Origin of the sequence: Pandoraea morbifera (genome assembly GCF_902459575.1) — a bacterium.
Taxonomy (GTDB): domain Bacteria; phylum Pseudomonadota; class Gammaproteobacteria; order Burkholderiales; family Burkholderiaceae; genus Pandoraea; species Pandoraea morbifera.
This window is the reverse complement of the sequence record NZ_CABPSD010000002.1, coordinates 254,022-271,522: the sequence shown is the minus strand read 5'-3', so window position 1 is coordinate 271,522 and position 17,501 is coordinate 254,022. Positions and strand designations below refer to the sequence as shown.

Here is a 17,501-nt window from a genome sequence, read left to right as displayed (position 1 = left end):
GCCGCCGCGTGGCGGCAGCGTTTCGCAAGCTACCAGTTGATGTCGACGCAGAGCACGTGCAACCCTTGCTTCGCGGGTGACGCAATCGATGCCGTCACGCACAGGTGCGCTTCGTTGATGGAGAGATAGGGTGGGGTGAAATGCACTTCGCCGGGCGCGCGCATGGCCTCGATGAAGTACGGCCGTCGCGCCCAGTTCGCGCCTTCCGAATGCAGCAGCGGGCGAAAACGCTTGGCGCGCTGCGACGAATGACTGTGCGGCAGCACGTTGTCGCCGATCTGGCGTCCGGCGGCGTCGAGCAGGAAGCATCGTGCCGCGTCGGGCAGTGCCAGCAGGTCGTGCGTGGCCGTGCGCAGATCCTGGCCCTGCGCCATGCGCGCGGCGGCCGCCTCGATGCCGGCCACGTACGGCGCCAGGCGCGCATGCTCGGCGCGCTCGCGCTCGACCAATTGCGTGCGCAGCGACGACGAGAGGGCGTCCATGCGTTCGGCGGCGACCTTGGGCGGCACCGGGTCAACGTCAGGCGCCGCGAAATATTGCCCCTGCACGAAGTCGACGTTGCACTCCAGTGCGATCAGCGCTTCGCGATCGGACGTGAGACCGCCCATCATCACGAGTTGCCCCGATTCGTGCAGCAGCGACACGAGCCCGGGCAGTACCCGCGCCAGGTGTGTCTGCTCCGCGGCCTGCGCGAGAATGCCCCGGTCGAGCACCACGATATCCGGACGCAGATCCCACACCCGGTCGATGTTGGAATGCTTCGCCCCGAAACCGCCCAGCGCGATCAGGAATCCCGCCTTGCGAAGACTCCCCACGATGGCGCCGAAGCGCGGTGTGTCGCCACCAGCCTGCTCCGGCACTTCGAGCACCACGCGCTGCGGCGACAGACCCGTGGCCTTGAGCGTGGCGATGAGCGCGTCGCCGTAGACGGTATCCATCAGCGCGGCCGGATGCAGGTTCAGGAAGAGCCACGCGTCGCGGCTGTCGAATTCGTGAAAGTTGCCCAGATGCAGCGATTCGGCCAGCCGGCCCAGCTCCAGCATGTCGCCGTGACGCGCCGCCAGCGTGAACACTTCATGCGACGGCACATGGCGGCCCTCGGCGTCGTGCGCGCGTAGCGAAGCGTGATAGCCGATGGCGCGTCGGTGCGACACCGAGAACACGGGCTGAAAGACGCTGCAAATCGTGAAGTCGCCGTAGATGACGATGCGCCGGCCGTCGTCGGCCGCCGTCATGCGGGGGGGCAGCAGGCCAGGGGCGTCGAGATCGGTCATGTGCATGGTGGAAGCGGGCGCGGGGGCGTCAGTGTTATGTACAGGATAGGAGAGCAAGAACCGTGCTCAAAGGCGTCCGGCGGCGCCCGCGCTATTGTCCGCGATTTTTCGCCGACGTTGTGACGCATCGCACCACACCACGGCGTGGTCGCACCAAAGTGGGGCCGGGCGCCGCCCTCCGCGCCGTCATGCCCATGCGTTGTCGTACCGCGGCGTGCGTGGTGCCGTCCGCATCGCTCGTGGGCGCCCGCGAGCGCCCATCATCGCCGGGTGCCCGATCAGGGCGCGAGCACCTGTGCCCGTCGCGCCACGCGAGCCAGCGCGAGCGCGCAAGCGACATTGAAGACGTGCAGCCCGCCGGGGCCGAGGAGCGTCACGAATATCGACGCGATCATCGGCCCGAGTATGCCGCCGACCGAGAACAGGATGAGCAGCGTGGCGCTGACTGCGACCCGCCGTTCCGGCTCGGTGCGGTCGTTCACATGCGAGACGATCAGCCCGTACTGTGTGAAGTTGGCGGCGGAAAAGAGAAACATCAGCACGAACACGAGCCAGTGCGCCTGAATGACGATCAACGGCACGCAGAACGCCGCGGCCGCGAGTGCCAGCCGGCGCGAGAGGGTGCGGCGGTCCATGCGATCCGACAGGCGTCCCACTGGCCACTGCATGAGCAGCGCGCCGAACAGGGCGACGCCCATCAGCGTCGACAGGCTGCTGATAGAAAAGCCGATGCGAGTGAGGTAGATCGGCATGATCGCGTAGAAGGCGCTGTACAGGAACCCCGCCAGAATGCAGCCGGGGATGGCGATCGGCGTGGCGCGCGCCATCTCCGCAATGCTGTCGAACAGGCTGACGGCGGGCTGCTTGACGAGCCGTTCGTCGGCCACCCGCGTGGGCCAGCCCTGCATGAGCGTGATGGGCAGAATGGCCGCGACGAACAGGCCCGCGACGAGCAGGAGCTGGCCCTCGCTGCCCGCTTCGCCCACGTTGAGCAGAAACTGGCCGGCGCTCACGGCGAGATAGTTGATCGTCAGGTAGGAGCCGAACACGCGCCCGCGCATGGTGTTGGGCACCGAGCCGTTGAGCCAGCTCTCGACGGTGGTGTACATGCCCATGAGGGCGAAGCCGGTCCCCAGCCGAAGCAGACACAGCATCGGCACTGATTCGCTCACGGCGAATCCCATCACGAACAGCGCGGCGAGGGCGGTGAACGCCACGAAGGCTCGATGCTGGCCGATACGCTCGATGAGCGTACGGTTGTAGAACGCGCCGAGCAGGAAGCCGCCGTAGTAGCACGACTGGATCACGCCGATGGACAGTGTCGATGCGCCGAACTTCAGGGCATGGAAGGGCACGGCGGTGACGAACAGGCCGTTGCCGACCACGAGTACGCCATAGGCCAGCAGAATCCCCAGGAGCGCCGGGTAGACGCTGATGGGCAGCGGCACGGCGTCGGCGGGCGCCGGACCGGGCGGCGTGGGCGGCGCGCCCAGCAGCGACGCCTCGGAGAGCGGGCCGGGACGGTCGGGTGCGTCCTCGGTCTGGCCGATCGTCGTGGCCGGGGCGGCCAACGTTTCCAAAATGTCGTCGGGCGACGGATCTCGCTGCATGCTGTCTTGCGGGCTGGAGAGTGGGGGCAACGGCGTTCACGCGTGCCGCCGGCGTCGCAATGCTATGCACTGCAAAGCAACTTCGCTCGCGGCCTACGTGAGCGATACCCCCGTATCTTCGCACGAGATCGGTCGCGGGCACGTCAAGCGACAAATGACAAAGGGCGTGTCCTGTTACAGGACACGCCCTTGTGCGTTGGCGAATTTCGTGCTTCGCGCCGAAGCCTCACATCTCACGGGCGCTCATCGACGGCTCACGAATGCTCCGTCGCGCCGGCGCCATGCCACACCTGCTGCCGGCGCTTGCGGCTGCCGATCCACGCGGCGGACAGTGCGCTGACAAGGCCCGAGCAGAGCACGTAGATGCAGATCATCCAAGGGTCGCCGCCGTTCTTCTGTAGCAAATAGGTGGCGATCACCGGCGTGAGGCCGCTCGCGAAGATGCCCGAGAACTGGTAGACGAACGAGATGCCGGTGTAGCGCACCTTGGCGTCGAACAGCTCGGCGAAGAGCGCCGCTTCCGGGCCATAGATCGACGCGTAGATGACGCCCAGCGGAATCACGATGGACAGCCAGACGAGCATCACACTGCCCCCGCTCGCCTTCATCAGCCAGAACCCGGCGAACGACGACAGGCCGGTTGCGAGCGAGCCCCAGAAGTAGATGCGCGTGCGTCCGATGCGATCCGACAGCTTGCCGAAGAAGGGGATCGTAAAGATCATCACGAACGCCGCGGCCATCACGCCGGTAAGCGCTTCCGTTTGCGAGAGCTTGAGCGTCTGCGTGAGATACGCGATCGAGAACACGCCAAAGATGTTGAAGAACACGCCGTCGATGAAGCGCGCGCCCATGCCGGCGAGCACGTTGCCCGTGTTGCGCGTGAGCACCTCCGCGATCGGCATCTTGATTTCGGCGCCGGCCTTCTTGATCTTCGAGAATTCAGGCGTCTCCATCACGTTCAGGCGGATGTACATGCCGATGGCCACGAGCGCGACCGACAGGAAGAACGCCACTCGCCAGCCCCACGCCAGGAATTGCGCATTGGTCAGGGTGTAAGAGAGCACCGCGACGACGCCCGAGGCGAGACACAGGCCGAGGGCGAGGCCGACTTGCGGGATGCTCGCGTAGTAGCCTCGCTTTTCCTTCGGCGCGAATTCGAACGCCATGAGCACGGCGCCGCCCCATTCCCCGCCGAGCCCGATGCCCTGCAGCACGCGAAGCAGGAGCAGCAGCACCGGCGCCCAGATGCCGATCTGCGCGTAGGTGGGCACCAGGCCGATGAGCATCGTGGCGATCCCCATGATGGTGAGTGTCATCACGAGCATGCTCTTGCGCCCGAGCTTGTCGCCGAAGTGTCCGAAGATCACGCCGCCGAGCGGCCGGCTCAAAAAGCCCACGGCGAACGTGCCGTAGGCGAGCATCGTCGAGATGAGCGGGTCGCCCGACGGGAAGTACAGTTTGTTGAACACGATGCCGGCGACAACGCCGTAGAGGAAAAAGTCGTACCACTCGATGGTGGCGCCGATGAGGCTGGCGACGACGACACGGCGCATCTGCCGCGCGTCGGTCTGGGTCGATGCATTCATGGAAGTCTCCGGATCTTGTAATGGTGTTGGGCTGACGCGAACATCCCTGGCTAAATCGTTACCGCAACGTTTGCCACCTCCGCCGGCGCCTCCTCGCTGCCGCGGATTTCCTGCATGCCCGACGCCTGCTTCCTGTCTTCGAGAATCATGTCGGCCGCTTTCTCGGCGATCATGATGGTCGGTGCATTGGTGTTGCCCGACACCAGTTCGGGCATGATCGATGCGTCCACGACGCGCAGCCCCGCGAGACCGTGCACGCGCAGGCGGTCGTCCACCACCGCCATGGCGTCGTGCCCCATCTTGCAGGTGCCTGCCGGGTGGTAGATCGACTGGCTGAACTGGCGCGCTGCCGCGAGCAGTTCGTCGTCGCTCTGGTACTTCGCGCCAGGGATGAACTCGCTCGTGATATGGGGCGCCAGCGACGGCGCGGCAGCGATGCGGCGCGCGACCTTGATGCCGTCGATCACCACGCGATGATCGCGTTCGTCGGACAGATAGTTGGCGTGGATCGCCGGGTATTGCAGCGGATCGTTCGAGACGATTTCCACGCTGCCACGGCTGAAAGGGCGCAACTGACACACGGACGACGTGAATGCCGAGAAGCGATGCGCGCCCTGGCCCGGCTTGTCGGCCGAGAGCGGCTGCATGTGGAACTGGATGTCGGGGCGCGTCAGACCGGGGCGCGAACGCGTGAAGATCGTCACCTGGCTCGCGGCCAGCGTGAGGGGGCCGGTGCGAAACAGCGCGTATTGCAGTCCGATGAGCGCTTTGCGCAGCGGGTTGTTGACCTCGTCGTTGAGCGTGCGCTCACGCGTCTTGAACACCAGGCGCACTTGCAGGTGGTCCTGCAGGTTCATTCCGACGCCGGGCAGCGCGTGACGCAGCGCCACGCCAGCCTTGGCCAGCACCGTGGTCGGGCCCACGCCGGAGTTCTGCAACAACTGCGGCGACCCGATGGCGCCTGCCGCGAGAATCACTTCGACGCGGGCGCGGGCCTTCTTGCGCTGACCGTTCTGCAGATACTCGATACCCACGGCACGCTTGCCCTCGAACAACACGCGGCAGGTCTGCGCGCGGGTCTCGACAATCAGGTTGCGACGATCGCGCACGGGCTTCAGGAAGCCTTTGGCGGTGCTCCAGCGAAAGCCCCTGAAGGCCGTTTGCTGGAAGTAGCCCACGCCTTCCTGCGTCGCGCCGTTGTAGTCCGGGTTGAAGGGAATGCCGATGTCCTTCGCGGCGGCAATGAAATGTTCCGCGATGGGACGGCGCAGCCGCAGGTCAGAGACCTTGAGCGGGCCACCGACCCCGTGGTATTCGCTCTCGCCGTGCTCCTGATCCTCCGACTTGCGGAAGTACGGCAGCACGTCGGCATACCGCCAGCCGTGGTTGCCCAGCGCGGCCCAGTGATCGTAGTCCTCGCGTTGACCGCGCACATACAGCAGGCCGTTGAGCGAACTGGAACCGCCGAGCACCTTGCCGCGCGGCCAGTCGATACGGCGGCCTGCGACGTTCGCGTCCGCTTCGGTGCGATAGCACCAGTCCAGCTCCGGATCGTGCATCGTCTTGAAATAGCCGACCGGGACATGAATCCATGGATTGCTATCGGCGCCGCCGGCTTCGAGCAGCAGCACCCGGTTCGCGGGATCCGCGCTCAGGCGGTTGGCTAGCACGCAGCCTGCCGAGCCCGCACCGACGATCAGATAGTCGACCTCATGTTCCATACCGCCTGCCTCCTGCCTCGTACTTCGTCGAATGGATGAAACGATTCGTTTCGGATTGTTTCGATCCAATGTCGACGAGCGCCGCGAAAATGCCAAGAAAAATTCGGCGAGCGCGGGCGAATTGAAACGGATTTCGCGCTTGCTGTCTCAGAAAAAGGCAATTGCTGCGCCGCATCTGCGGGGTTTTACTAGGGTGGCGAAACCGATGCGACAACCCTCGTAGCCGGCATCGGACGCACGCTGTTCGCGTTCGTCGCGGGTTATCCCGAGGCTGATGATTGTAAAAAAATTGGTATATTTTGTTTCTTTTATTGTGTGCGACGGTGTTGGGCGACGGACCAGGGAGGCGCGATGCGCGAGACGGTGACGCTGGACGACGGGGATTTGCGGGCGAGCGAGGAGGCGCGCAATTTGCGCGCGCTCGCCGTCATCGAGCGATTGGCGATGGCGGGGCAACCGTACACCCTGTCGCAACTCGCTACGCGCTTGTCGATTCCGAAGGCCACGCTCATGCGTCTGATCGAGGCGCTCGAAGTTTGCGGTTACGTGTCGCACGTGCCGGATTCGCGTGGCTCCGAACGCGGTCTGTCGCTCGGGCCGCGCGCCGCGCGGCTGGCGCTCGTCACGCTCGCCAACAACAATTTCACCCGTGCCGCGCGCTCACTGTTGCGCGCACTGGTCGACCGGGTGGGAGAGACCGTCAATCTGACGGCCCTTGACGGCGACGAAATTCTCTACATCGAACGTGTGGAGACCAGCGAACCGCTGCGCATGCAGATGCACCCGGGCATGCGCGTGCCGTTGCACTGCACGGCCAGCGGCAAACTGTTCCTCTCGCAAATGCCGGCGGCCGAGCGACGCGCGGTGCTCTCGCGACTGACGCTCAAGCGCATGACGCCGCGCACGATCACCGACGTGAGCCTGCTCGAAGCCGAGCTGGATCGGCTGGCGGCGCGAGGCATCGGCATCGACAACGAAGAGTTCGTGCGCGGCATGGTGGCCGTGGGCGTTCCCGTGCGGGCGCCGGAAGACGGCCACATTCGCGCGGTGCTGGCCGTGCATGGGCCGACGGCGCGCGTCACGCTGGAGCAACTGCTGGGTATGGTGCCGACATTGCGCGAGACCGCAACGGCGCTCGCACCGCTGCTCGACTGGCAGCGGGCAAGCAAGATCGAGGCGCTGGCGAAGAAGGCGGAAGCGGAGCGGGAGAAAGAGAAAGCCTGAAGCGTCAGAACGTTCCTGCCAGTTCCTTCGCGGCTTCCTGCAGACGCGGCACGAATTCCATCGCCTTGGACAATGAGGTGCGCGAGACCGGCGCATGCACGGCCACGGCGGCAATGCACGTGCCGTCTTCCTTGAGGACGGGCGCTGCCACGCAGGCGATGCCCAGCACGAACTCCTCGTTGTCGACCGCGATGCCCTTGTGTGCAATGCGGTCGAGTTCGCTCTCCAGCAGTTCGGGATCGGTCAGCGTGTTCGGCGTAAAGCGTTGCAGCTTCATGGCGCGCAACAAAGCGCCGCGCTGCTCGCGCGGCATCATCGCGAGCAACAGCTTGCCGCTCGCGCTGCTGTGCGCCGGCACGTGGGAACCGGGCTTCAGATCGAGACGCAGCGGCCACGGCGCTTCCATGCGGTCGAGGTAAAGCACCTCGGTTTCGTGAAGCATTGTGAGATTGCAGGTCTCGCCGAGATCGGCCACGAGGCGTCCGAGAATCGCATGTCGCATGCGGCGTGCGCCTGCCTGCATCATCACGCCCAGGCTCAGCTGCGCCAGGCGCGGACCGATCACGTAGGCATTCTTCTGGCCGGGCTCGCGAATCACCAGTCCGCCGGCTTCGAGCGAGCCAAGCATGCGATGCAGCGATGCCTTCGGCATCTGAATGTCGTGGGCCATGTCCGCGAGCGAGACGGGAGCGTCGGCGGCGACGAGATATTCGAGCAGCGCGAAGGCCCGCAGGGTCGGGGTGTCCGCCTTGTTGTCGGCCGGGTTGTCGTGCTGAGTCGCTGCGTCGTTCATATGCGCCGTTCCGGAAAATGGATCAGCGGTATTGTACCCAAACGGGTTCTCGAACGGCATGGGCAAGGTTCCAATGCGTTTCAGTTCGCCCGAATGTAGACGAGCGTCCCGGCATCGTCAATCAGTGTTTTAATTATTCGGAACGAATTGTTTCTAAAAATGGTTAACGTTATGATGCCTTGAAACCGCATTTGAACCAGGAGATGGACGTGATGGAGACCGCCACCCAACAACCGGATCGCACGGTCGACGCCCGCGCCGTATTCGGCATCGATACCGACCTGCAGGTCCCGGCGTTCAGCGAGCGCGACGATCACGTGCCCGAGATCGACACGGCCTACCGCTTCAACCCCGATGTGACGCTGGCGATTCTGGCCGGCTTCATGAACAACCGGCGCGTGATGGTGCAGGGCATGCACGGCACGGGAAAATCCACGCACATCGAACAGGTCGCCGCGCGGCTGAACTGGCCGTGCGTGCGTGTGAATCTCGACGGCCATATCAGCCGGCTCGACCTGGTGGGCAAGGACGCGATCGTTGTGCGCGATGGCCATCAGGTCACCGAATTCCAGGAAGGGATCGTGCCGTGGGCGTTGCAGCGCCCGGTGGCGCTGATCTTTGACGAGTACGACGCGGGGCGTCCCGACGTGATGTTCGTGATTCAGCGTATTCTGGAGCGCGACGGCAAGTTCACGCTCCTGGATCAGAACCGAGTGATTCATCCGCACCCGGGCTTCCGCATGTTCGCCACGACGAACACGGTGGGCCTGGGTAATCTCAACGGCCTGTACCACGGCACCCAGGTGCTCAACCACGCGCAGATCGACCGCTGGAACGTGGTGGCCACCCTCAACTATCTCTCGCGCGAGGACGAGGCCGGGATCGTGCTGGCACGCGTGCCTGCGCTCGACGACGAGGCGGGTCGCACGCTGATCGATTCGATGGTGAGCGTGGCGGAACTCACGCGCAAGGGCTTCGCCACGGGCGATCTTTCCACGCTCATGTCGCCGCGCACAGTCATCAACTGGGCGGAGAACGTCGGCATCTTCCGCGATGCCGGACTCGCCTTCCGTCTCACGTTCCTGAACAAATGCGACGAAGCGGAGCGCGCGGTGGTGGCGGAGTACTACCAGCGGGCGTTCGGTCACGAGTTGCCGGCAAGCGGGGGCGGGCGCTCGCTGCTGGCTGATGCGTCATGACGATCTCCGAGCGCGAGGCGGCCCGCCGTGCCGCGCGTGGCGAAGCGCTGTGCGCCGCGACCGTGCGCGCGCTGACGGGCGACGCCGCGCTGCATTACAGCGGCGCGCGTCTGTGCCGGAACATGCGTCCGCTACCGCTGCATGCCCCGCATTTGCAGACACTGCCCGGATCGTCCGACCCGTTGGCGACGCTGCGCGGTGCCGCCGACGGCGCCGCGCTTCGATTGCGCCACAGCGACGCCGGATTGCATCGCCGCCTGCAGCCGGAGCCGCCGTTGGAGCGGTTGATTTTCGAATGGCTCGAGCAGTTGCGATGCGAGACGTTCATTCCGCCCGGCATGCCGGGCGTCGCGCAAAATCTGCGCGAGCGCTTCGAGGCGTGGTCGCGCGCGATGCATGTGACGGGCGTGGCCGACAGCCATGTGGGGCTGCTGCTCTATACGGTGGCGCAGATGAGTTGGTCGCGGCTCACGGGCCATCCGGTGATCGAGGACACGGAGGGGCTCATCGAGGCGACCCGCATGGCGATCGCCCCGCGCATCGGCGGCGCGCTGGCGGGCATGCGTCGCATGCGCGCCGACCAGGCGGCTTATGCGGTCCACGCGCGAGCGCTGGCCGCCGACATCGCGGGGCTGATTCGTGCGGCGGGCGGCGAACACGCACGCGATGAGTCTCGGGACGAGGAAGACGAAAAGGGCGTGCGCAACGCCTTTTCGTTGTTCCTCGACTTCGATGAGCAGGAAGACGACGGCATCACGCTCGCCCACTCCGGCGACAGTCGAGTGCTGAAAGCTTCGGCCCAGGGATATCGCGTTTTCACGACTCGCTACGATCGGGAGTTGTATGCGGGCACATTGGTGCGTCGCGCACTGCTGACCGAGTTTCGCGAACGACTCGACGAGCGCATCGTCGCGCAGGCCATCAACGTGCCGAGGCTGGCGCGAGCGCTCAAGGCCGCGCTGGCCGTACCGCAACGAGACGGCTGGTCGTTCGGCGAGGAGCACGGGCGCATCGACGGCCGCCGGCTGGCGCAACTGGTCAGTTCGCCCGCGGAGCGACGCCTGTTCCGGCTCGAGAAGCACACGCTGATCGCCGAGTCCATGGTCACGTTCCTGATCGACTGCTCAGGTTCGATGAAGGCGCAGATCGAAGCCGTGGCGATGATGGTCGACGTGTTGTCCCGGGCGCTCGATGCGGCGGGTGTGACCAACGAGATTCTCGGCTTCACCACGGGCGCCTGGAATGGCGGGCGTGCCCGCACCGACTGGCTTGCGTGCGGCAGGCCGCCATACCCCGGTCGTCTGAACGAAGTCACGCATCTCGTGTTCAAGGACGCCGTGACCAGTTGGCGTCGCGCGCGCACCGACATCGCGTCGCTGTTCAAGGCCGACCTGTTCCGCGAAGGCGTGGACGGCGAGGCGGTGGCATGGGCGTGCGATCGCCTGCGTTCGCGCGCCGCCAACCGCCGTTTGCTGGTCGTGATTTCCGACGGCAGTCCCATGGACGCCGCCACCAACCAGGTCAACGATGCGCATTATCTCGATCATCATCTACGCGAGGTCGTGGCACAGCAGCAGGCCCCGGGCGACGTGGAAGTGCTGGGGCTCGGCGTGGGACTCGATCTGAGCCCGTACTATCGCAACTCGCTGGCGCTGGACCTGACGTCGCCGCCCGACATGACGCTGTTTTCGCGGCTGGTCGAATGGATCGGCAGCGGCGGGCGCCGCGGGGGCTGACGCCCGCGCAGCATCACCGCATTTCCAGCAGCGCGCTGACGATCAGGTGGGCGCCAAGCAGCATGAGCGTCAGGAAGGCGAGACGCCGCGTGGTCACGCCGGAGAGCGGCGGCGGGTGACGACGTGCGAAGAGCGTGGCGAACGTCACCACCGGAAGCGCGACCGCCGCCTGCCACCACATCGCCGCCGGCAACTGGCCGGCGAATGCGCTGTACGCCGTGCGAATCGATGCCGTGACGGCGAACAGCAGGATCAGCGCGCAGCGAATCTGCGCCATGGTGAGCGGTTGCCGATAGAAATAGAAGATCAGCGGCGGGCCCGAGATGCCGAACATCCCACTGAGCAGTCCGCCGAAGATCCCGCTGAGGAAGAAGCCCGCGTCGCTCGATCGTTCGGCTCTGGGGGCCGGGCGCAGGGCAGAGCCGATGCCGCCGTACAGCACCACGGCCCCAAGCAGCAGATGCAGCACATTCGAGGCCGTGCCGTTCAGATAATCGAACAGCAGTACGCCAACGACCACGGACGGCACGATGCCGAGCGTGGCCGCGCGCACGGCGCGCCAATCGATCTGGTCGAGTGTGCCAGGCAGTGCGAGTGCGCTGTTCACGAGCGTGACCAGGCTCACGAGAATGGCCACGCTCGCCACGGGGGCGAGACCGAACCCGCTGGCCCCTCCCAGAACGATCATGCCGAGCCCGAACCCCGTCACCGTCTGAAAATACGTGGCGAAGCCGAGCAGCAGCAACAACGGCAGATAGCTCTGGACCACCTGCAGGGTCATGGCCGCATGGCCGGCGGCGGGGTTCCGGTGAGCTTCGCGCGTGCGGCCTGTGCCTGAACACAGGTCACGCCGATCACGTAGTAGATGTCGTCGGCACTGCAACCGCGCGACAGGTCATTGGCAGGGCGATTCAGTCCTTGCAGAAGGGGCCCGATGGCCTTGGCCCCACCGATGCGCTCGGCGAGCTTGTAGCCGATGTTGCCGGCGTCGAGGCTCGGGAATATCAGCGTGTTGGCGTGTCCTTCGACCTGCGAATGCACGACCTTGCGCTGTGCGATCTCGGAGACGATGGCGGCGTCGAGCTGCACGTCGCCGTCGATGGCGAGTTGCGGACGCGCCTCCTTGACGAGCCGGGTCGCTTCCACGACCTTGTCGACGGCGGCGTGTTTCGCGCTGCCGCTCGTCGAGAACGACAGCATGGCCACGCGCGGCGGCTCCATGAGCAGCGCGGCGGCGCTGTCGGCCGCGGCCAGTGCAATCTGCGCCAATTGAGCCGCGTCGGGATCGACGACGAGGGCGCAGTCGGAGAAGATCAGGCCGCCCTTCATCGTATGGAACGGTTCGCAGAGCATCATCAGAAAGAAGCTCGACACGAGCCGGAACGACGGTTCGATGCCGATGATCTGGATCGCCATGCGCACCACGTCGGCCGTGGTGTTGACCGCGCCGGCGACCGAGCCGTCCGCGTGCCCGAGCCGCACCATCATGTTGGCGAAGCCCAGCGGCATGCGCATTTCCTCGCCTGCCTGTGCACGTGTCATGCCTTTCCTGGCGCGCATTGAGAGCCACATTTCCGCGAAGGCGTCGGTCATGTCCGAGGTGGCGGGGTCGACCAGTTCCATGCCGGTCAGGTCGATGCGGGCCGTGTCGGCGGCGCGCTGCGTCTTGCCGATATCGCCCACGAGCACGATGCGCGCGATGCCGTCGCGCGTCGCGCGAGCAGCCGCATGCAGCACCCGCTCGTCTTCGGACTCGCACAGCACGATGCGCATCGGTGCGCGGCGCGCGGTATCGATGATGCGATTGATGGCTTTCATGATGTCGAAAAAGAAAAAAGCGCCCCCGGCACCCACAGAGCCGGGAGCGCTGTCACACGACTGACGTCAGGCGCTCAGACGTAATCCTTGTACTTGTCGAGCATGCGCACCGGCTTCGAGAGCGCGTCGCGGCGGAACGGATCGCCCAGCTCGCGGGTGCACATGATCTCGATGATGGTCGTCTTGCCGTGGTTCATCTGCAGGTCGATGGCCTTCTTGAGCGCGGGACCGACGTCTTCCAGACGATCGACGACGATACCCTCGGCGCCCATCGCGCGGGCGATGTTGGCGAAGCTCGGGCTGTCGAGTTCGCCGGCGACGAAGCGACGGTTATAGAAGTCCACCTGGTTCTTCTTCTCGGCACCCCACTGACGGTTGTGGAACACCACGGCCGTGACCGGAATGTTGTGACGCACGCAGGTCAGCGTTTCCATCAGGCTCATCCCCCAGGCGCCGTCGCCGGCGTACGAGATGGCAGGACGGTGCGGCGCGGCCACCTTGGCGCCGATGATCGTCGGGAAGGCGTAACCGCAGTTGCCCCAGCTCATCGCGGCGAAGAAGCTGCGCGGCTTGTTGAAGCGCAGGTAGCTGTTGGCGACCGAGTTGATGTTGCCGATGTCGGTGGAGACCATGACGTCTTCCGGCATCGCTTTTTCCAGTTCACGCAGCACCTGGCGCGGGTGCAGGTACTCACCCCCGTTGAACGTCTTCTCGTGCTTCTGCTCCTCGATCATGTCGAGGCTGTACGGGTCGCGCTCGTGGGTCCACTCGTCGAGTTCCTTCTCCCAGGCGGCCTTTTCCGAGGCGATCTGGTCGGCACGCGCGGCGCGCGTGGCGTCGCAGACGAGGGTGCGTCCCGCCAGGCGTTGCGACAGCGCGATAGCGGCAGCCTTCGCGTCGCCGCAGATGCCCACCGAGATCTTCTTCACCAGGCCGAGCATCTTGTGATCGGCGTCGATCTGGATGATCTTGGCCTGCTTCGGCCAGTAGTCCATGCCATGCTGCGGCAGCGTGCCGAACGGTCCGAGACGCGAGCCGAGCGCGACGACCACGTCGGCCTGCGACAGCAGCTTCATGGCAGCCTTCGAGCCCTGGTACCCGAGCGGGCCGCACCACAGCGGATGATTGGCGGGGAACGAGTCGTTGTGCAGGTAGCTGTTGACGACCGGTGCGCCCAGTCGTTCGGCCAGGGCCTTGCACTCCTCGACGGCGTCGGCCATGACCACGCCACCGCCCGAGATGATGACCGGGAACTTGGCGTTGGCCAGCAGCTCAGCGGCCTCATTCAGGCGCTCTTCACCACCCGCGCCGCGATCCAGGCGCTGCGGACGCGGAATCTCGGCCTTGATCTGACCGTAGAAGTAATCACGCGGAATGTTGAGTTGCGTCGGGCCCATTTCGGCCATGGCGCGGTCGAAGCAACGGCCCGTGAATTCGGCCATGCGGGCCGGGTGAGTCACATGGCCCTGATACTTCGTGAATTCCTGGAACATCGGCAGCTGCTTGGCTTCCTGGAAGCCGCCCAGACCGATGCCCATCGTGCCGGCTTCGGGCGTCACGATCACGACCGGGCTGTGCGCCCAGTACGCGGCGGCAATGGCCGTCACGCAGTTGCTGATGCCGGGACCGTTCTGGCCGATCACGACACCGTGGCGGCCCGACACGCGGGCATAGCCGTCGGCCATGTGACCCGCACCTTGCTCGTGGACCACCGGAATCAGACGAATGCCGGCCGGTGCGAAGATGTCCATTGCATCCATGAAGGCCGAGCCCATGATCCCGAACATTTCGCTCACGCCGTTGGCGACCATCGTTTCAACGAATGCCTCCGAGGGCGTCATCGTTTGCGGACCGGCGTCGGACGCGGTCATTTGCTGGGTGGCCGTAGCCGGATCTTTGGCGTTCATGGGTGTCTCCAGTAAAAATTAAACGGAACAAATTATTCCGATTTCGTTGCTTAGGTGGAAATCTAGGCGATCTAAGTGTTATGGTCAATCAGTATTTTTATTATTTGGTACGTTTTGTATTAAAAAATGAGATTGACCGTCGCCGTGGCGGACTTCCACGATGTGCCGGGGGGATATCAGAACGCCGGACGGTCCTTCCGGAACGCGTTCTTCACTTCGATCTTGCCGTCGCGCAGGGTGAAGACATCCACCATGCGGGCTTCCACGCGCGAGCCGTCTGCCTTGGTGCCCCGGAAGGTCGACTCGGAGACGCCGCGATCGCCGGTGACGAAATGCACGCCCTCCGTCCACGAGGCGTCGGGGAAGTTCTCCCAGGCCGACTGGAAGGCCGCGCGTACGGCGTCGCGGCCTTCGAAGGTGCGCCCGAGCATGTCGGGCCCGGCCACCGCATGGAACACGCAGGTGTCGGTCATGCAGGCCATGAGGGCGTCGATGTCGTGACGATTCCAGGCGTCGTTGAAGGTCTTGAGCAACTGGAGATCGGCGGATTCGTTCTGAGTCGTCATTGCAGTTTCCGGATAAGGCAAGGGAGAAATAGGGCTCAACGCGCTTCGTCCTGCGCGTGGTACCGCTGGTAGAGGAAGCGTTGGCCGATGCGGCGGAACGGTGCGAAGCCCTGCCACTGCACGGCGCCGAACACGTTCGGGTATTGGAGTGCCGAGTCGTAGATCGGCAAGTTCCACGACGGATCGCGTTGACCGGCGATGCGCTGGGCGAGGCGGCGCCCGGCGTGCGCGGAAAACGACACGCCGTTGCCGCCGTAGCCCACCGCATAGAACAGGTTCTGGCGCGGATCGGGTTGCGTCACGCGCGGCATCATGTCGTGGCTCACGTCGACCCATCCCCACCACGAGTAGTCGATGCGAATGCCCTTGAGGGCGGGGAATTTGCGATGCAGCCCTTCGACGAGCACGGCCATGTGTTTCGGATTTTGCGCATCGGCGCCCGTGATCGAGCTGCGGCTGCCGATCTGCAGGCGGTTATCGGGCAGCAGCCGGTAGTAGTAGCGCAACGTGCGCGTATCCGTAATGACTTCGTGGGTGCGGAAGTTCGTCGCGGCGATCTCGTCGGGGGTGAGCACGCGCGTGACGAGCGAGTTCGACAGGATCGGCATGATCTTGGCGCGCAGGGCTTTGGTGACATCGTTGCGCGTATACCCGCCCGTGGCGAACGCGACCGCCTTGGCGCGCACCACGCCGCGCGGCGTGCGCACGTGATGCACGCCATTGATCGTCTCGACGCTCAGGACCGGCGTGGACGGATGCACGCGGGCACCGAGCGCGCGCGCCATGCGCAGGTAGCCGAACGCGAGCTTGAGCGGATGCACGCCGATGCCATCGGGCTCGTGCAGCGCGCCGCAGTTCTCCTGATCGTCGACGTACTGTTCGCTCACGTCGGCGCGCGAGAGGATGCGAGCGTCGTAGCCGAACACGTCGCGCATGACCTTGGCTTCGTTGCGCAGGAACTCCATCTTGCGTTCGCGATGCGCGATGTACAGGTGGCCGCCCGGCTGCGGTTCGCACTCGGGGACTTCCGCGATGAGCGACTTGAACGTGTTGAAGCCCTCGCGGATCTCGGCGTCCAGGCGAAGCGCGGTTTCCTTGCCCCAGCGCGCGATCCATTGCGAGCGATACAGGCGCCCGCTCGCGTTCTGCCCCTGACCGCCGTTGCGGCTGGTACATCCCCAGCAGGTGCGGTTGGCCTCGAGCACGGTGGCGCGAATGCCGTGCTCCCGGGCAAGGAAGAGTGCGGTGGACAATCCGGTGAAACCGGCGCCGACGATGACCACGTCGACATCGGCGTCGCCGACGAGCGGACCGTCGTCTTCCGGCGGTTCCCCGGCGGTAGCGACCCAGTAGGTGGGCGCATAGTCCATCCCGAGACCGGGACCGGACGAGACAAGCGGATCGTAAAGCGGATCGTATGGCGCGGCTTCGGCGCGACGATCCAGCGTGAAGGATTCAATCGTACCCACGGTAGGCTCCCTGACGGAAATGAGCCAATACTGCCAAGAACATTTTCCGGGGATTAGTACCACCGCCGCTTTGTGATGGTGCCAGCAGGAGACGGCCCCGCAGTGGCCTTTGCGCAGGGGGGCGTCCTCATTGCTGGCACCAAAGTTTTCTGCCATGTGGCTCTAAACGGCACGATTTTTGGCCGGGGATACTGGGCCAGACAACCGACCCCGCACGTGCGTCACGCCGATGGGTCTCGCGGGCACTGGCGCCGTGCACCCCCGCACGTCGAACCACGACTCGCGAAACGGAGACAGGACATGCTCAGATTGTTGATTGGCCTTGGGGTGCCGTATCTCGGCGTCGTCGGACTGCTGCCCTGGGCGGCGTCCGTCGAGCGCTACATCCTCGGCGTGCCGTTCATCTACGGCTGGATATTTCTGTGGTTCGTGCTCACGTCCGGCTGCCTGTGGCTGTGCTGGACGCTCTTCGACCGGCACACCGCCGAGGAACCCGCCTGACGGTCCGCGGCCGTCTTCGCGCGGCGAATTCCCGGCACACGCCGACCTGCGTGATGTCGCCGATGGCGCGCCCGACCGCAATCGAGCGCGCCCCGTT

The 17,501-nt window shown here is 65.2% G+C and carries 14 protein-coding genes; 4 read left to right on the top strand and 10 right to left on the bottom strand.

Annotated elements, in window-relative coordinates; translation table 11 throughout:
• Nucleotides 1-29: 29 nt before the first annotated feature.
• The 4 genes from PMO31116_RS04670 to PMO31116_RS04655 all read right to left on the bottom strand — a co-directional run bounded on the left by PMO31116_RS04670 (nt 30) and on the right by PMO31116_RS04655 (nt 6,191).
• Complete coding sequence (locus tag PMO31116_RS04670) at nt 30-1,280, bottom strand: sensor domain-containing phosphodiesterase (RefSeq protein WP_150565697.1); 1,251 nt, start codon at nt 1,278-1,280, stop codon at nt 30-32.
• Nucleotides 1,281-1,552: 272 nt separating this feature from the next.
• A complete protein-coding gene (locus PMO31116_RS04665; RefSeq protein ID WP_150565696.1) occupies nt 1,553-2,884 on the bottom strand; it encodes an MFS transporter in 1,332 nt (443 codons plus the stop codon).
• Between the two features lie 254 nt (nt 2,885-3,138).
• A complete protein-coding gene (locus PMO31116_RS04660) occupies nt 3,139-4,470 on the bottom strand; it encodes an MFS transporter (RefSeq protein WP_150565695.1) in 1,332 nt (443 codons plus the stop codon).
• Between the two features lie 50 nt (nt 4,471-4,520).
• The gene (locus PMO31116_RS04655) at nt 4,521-6,191 is read right to left on the bottom strand and encodes a GMC family oxidoreductase (protein ID WP_150565694.1); all 1,671 of its coding nucleotides are present in this window, start codon (nt 6,189-6,191) and stop codon (nt 4,521-4,523) included.
• Between the two features lie 351 nt (nt 6,192-6,542).
• On the opposite strand from PMO31116_RS04655, the gene PMO31116_RS04650 reads away from it, so the two are divergent.
• On the top strand, nt 6,543-7,415 hold the full coding sequence (locus PMO31116_RS04650; RefSeq protein ID WP_150565693.1) for an IclR family transcriptional regulator: 873 nt from the start codon (nt 6,543-6,545) through the stop codon (nt 7,413-7,415).
• Nucleotides 7,416-7,419: 4 nt separating this feature from the next.
• Here PMO31116_RS04650 and PMO31116_RS04645 read toward each other — a convergent pair whose 3' ends face one another.
• Nucleotides 7,420-8,208: an IclR family transcriptional regulator gene (locus PMO31116_RS04645; protein WP_048806823.1), complete on the bottom strand. Its 789-nt coding sequence runs from the start codon at nt 8,206-8,208 to the stop codon at nt 7,420-7,422.
• Nucleotides 8,209-8,420: 212 nt separating this feature from the next.
• Between PMO31116_RS04645 and PMO31116_RS04640 the strand changes: the two genes are divergently transcribed.
• The gene (locus tag PMO31116_RS04640; protein ID WP_150565692.1) at nt 8,421-9,407 is read left to right on the top strand and encodes an AAA family ATPase; all 987 of its coding nucleotides are present in this window, start codon (nt 8,421-8,423) and stop codon (nt 9,405-9,407) included.
• A complete protein-coding gene (locus PMO31116_RS04635) occupies nt 9,404-11,143 on the top strand; it encodes a cobaltochelatase CobT-related protein (protein ID WP_150565691.1) in 1,740 nt (579 codons plus the stop codon). The genes PMO31116_RS04640 and PMO31116_RS04635 overlap by 4 nt, the downstream gene beginning before the upstream one ends.
• A 13-nt stretch (nt 11,144-11,156) precedes the next feature.
• On the opposite strand, the gene PMO31116_RS04630 is transcribed toward PMO31116_RS04635, so the two are convergent.
• The 5 genes from PMO31116_RS04630 to PMO31116_RS04610 form a co-directional block, all read right to left on the bottom strand.
• Entirely contained in the window at nt 11,157-11,924 is a 768-nt protein-coding gene (locus PMO31116_RS04630) for a sulfite exporter TauE/SafE family protein (protein WP_150565690.1), read from the bottom strand.
• Nucleotides 11,921-12,961, bottom strand: a complete 1,041-nt coding sequence (gene pta, locus PMO31116_RS04625; RefSeq protein ID WP_150565689.1) for a phosphate acetyltransferase — start codon at nt 12,959-12,961, stop codon at nt 11,921-11,923. The genes PMO31116_RS04630 and pta overlap by 4 nt, the downstream gene beginning before the upstream one ends.
• A 74-nt stretch (nt 12,962-13,035) precedes the next feature.
• The gene (gene xsc / locus PMO31116_RS04620; RefSeq protein WP_425494762.1) at nt 13,036-14,868 is read right to left on the bottom strand and encodes a sulfoacetaldehyde acetyltransferase; all 1,833 of its coding nucleotides are present in this window, start codon (nt 14,866-14,868) and stop codon (nt 13,036-13,038) included.
• Between the two features lie 176 nt (nt 14,869-15,044).
• Complete coding sequence (locus tag PMO31116_RS04615) at nt 15,045-15,434, bottom strand: nuclear transport factor 2 family protein (RefSeq protein WP_023597594.1); 390 nt, start codon at nt 15,432-15,434, stop codon at nt 15,045-15,047.
• 35 nt (nt 15,435-15,469) lie between these two features.
• Nucleotides 15,470-16,903, bottom strand: coding sequence for an NAD(P)/FAD-dependent oxidoreductase (locus tag PMO31116_RS04610; protein WP_023597593.1), 1,434 nt, complete (start codon nt 16,901-16,903; stop codon nt 15,470-15,472).
• A 300-nt stretch (nt 16,904-17,203) separates the two neighbouring features.
• Between PMO31116_RS04610 and PMO31116_RS04605 the strand changes: the two genes are divergently transcribed.
• Nucleotides 17,204-17,404 (top strand): DUF3311 domain-containing protein, encoded by a 201-nt coding sequence (locus PMO31116_RS04605; protein ID WP_023597592.1) that lies wholly within the window; start codon nt 17,204-17,206, stop codon nt 17,402-17,404.
• The last annotated feature ends 97 nt before the right edge of the window (nt 17,405-17,501 follow it).

Coding starts and splice junctions, on each gene's coding strand:
- PMO31116_RS04650 (WP_150565693.1), top strand. CDS start 6,543: ATGCGCGAGACGGTGACGCTGGACGACGGGGATTTGCGGGCGAGCGAG.
- PMO31116_RS04665 (WP_150565696.1), bottom strand. CDS start 2,884: ATGCAGCGAGATCCGTCGCCCGACGACATTTTGGAAACGTTGGCCGCC.
- PMO31116_RS04655 (WP_150565694.1), bottom strand. CDS start 6,191: ATGGAACATGAGGTCGACTATCTGATCGTCGGTGCGGGCTCGGCAGGC.
- PMO31116_RS04640 (WP_150565692.1), top strand. CDS start 8,421: ATGGAGACCGCCACCCAACAACCGGATCGCACGGTCGACGCCCGCGCC.
- PMO31116_RS04660 (WP_150565695.1), bottom strand. CDS start 4,470: ATGAATGCATCGACCCAGACCGACGCGCGGCAGATGCGCCGTGTCGTC.
- xsc (WP_425494762.1), bottom strand. CDS start 14,868: ATGAACGCCAAAGATCCGGCTACGGCCACCCAGCAAATGACCGCGTCC.
- PMO31116_RS04630 (WP_150565690.1), bottom strand. CDS start 11,924: ATGACCCTGCAGGTGGTCCAGAGCTATCTGCCGTTGTTGCTGCTGCTC.
- PMO31116_RS04635 (WP_150565691.1), top strand. CDS start 9,404: ATGACGATCTCCGAGCGCGAGGCGGCCCGCCGTGCCGCGCGTGGCGAA.
- pta (WP_150565689.1), bottom strand. CDS start 12,961: ATGAAAGCCATCAATCGCATCATCGATACCGCGCGCCGCGCACCGATG.
- PMO31116_RS04605 (WP_023597592.1), top strand. CDS start 17,204: ATGCTCAGATTGTTGATTGGCCTTGGGGTGCCGTATCTCGGCGTCGTC.
- PMO31116_RS04615 (WP_023597594.1), bottom strand. CDS start 15,434: ATGACGACTCAGAACGAATCCGCCGATCTCCAGTTGCTCAAGACCTTC.
- PMO31116_RS04645 (WP_048806823.1), bottom strand. CDS start 8,208: ATGAACGACGCAGCGACTCAGCACGACAACCCGGCCGACAACAAGGCG.
- PMO31116_RS04670 (WP_150565697.1), bottom strand. CDS start 1,280: ATGCACATGACCGATCTCGACGCCCCTGGCCTGCTGCCCCCCCGCATG.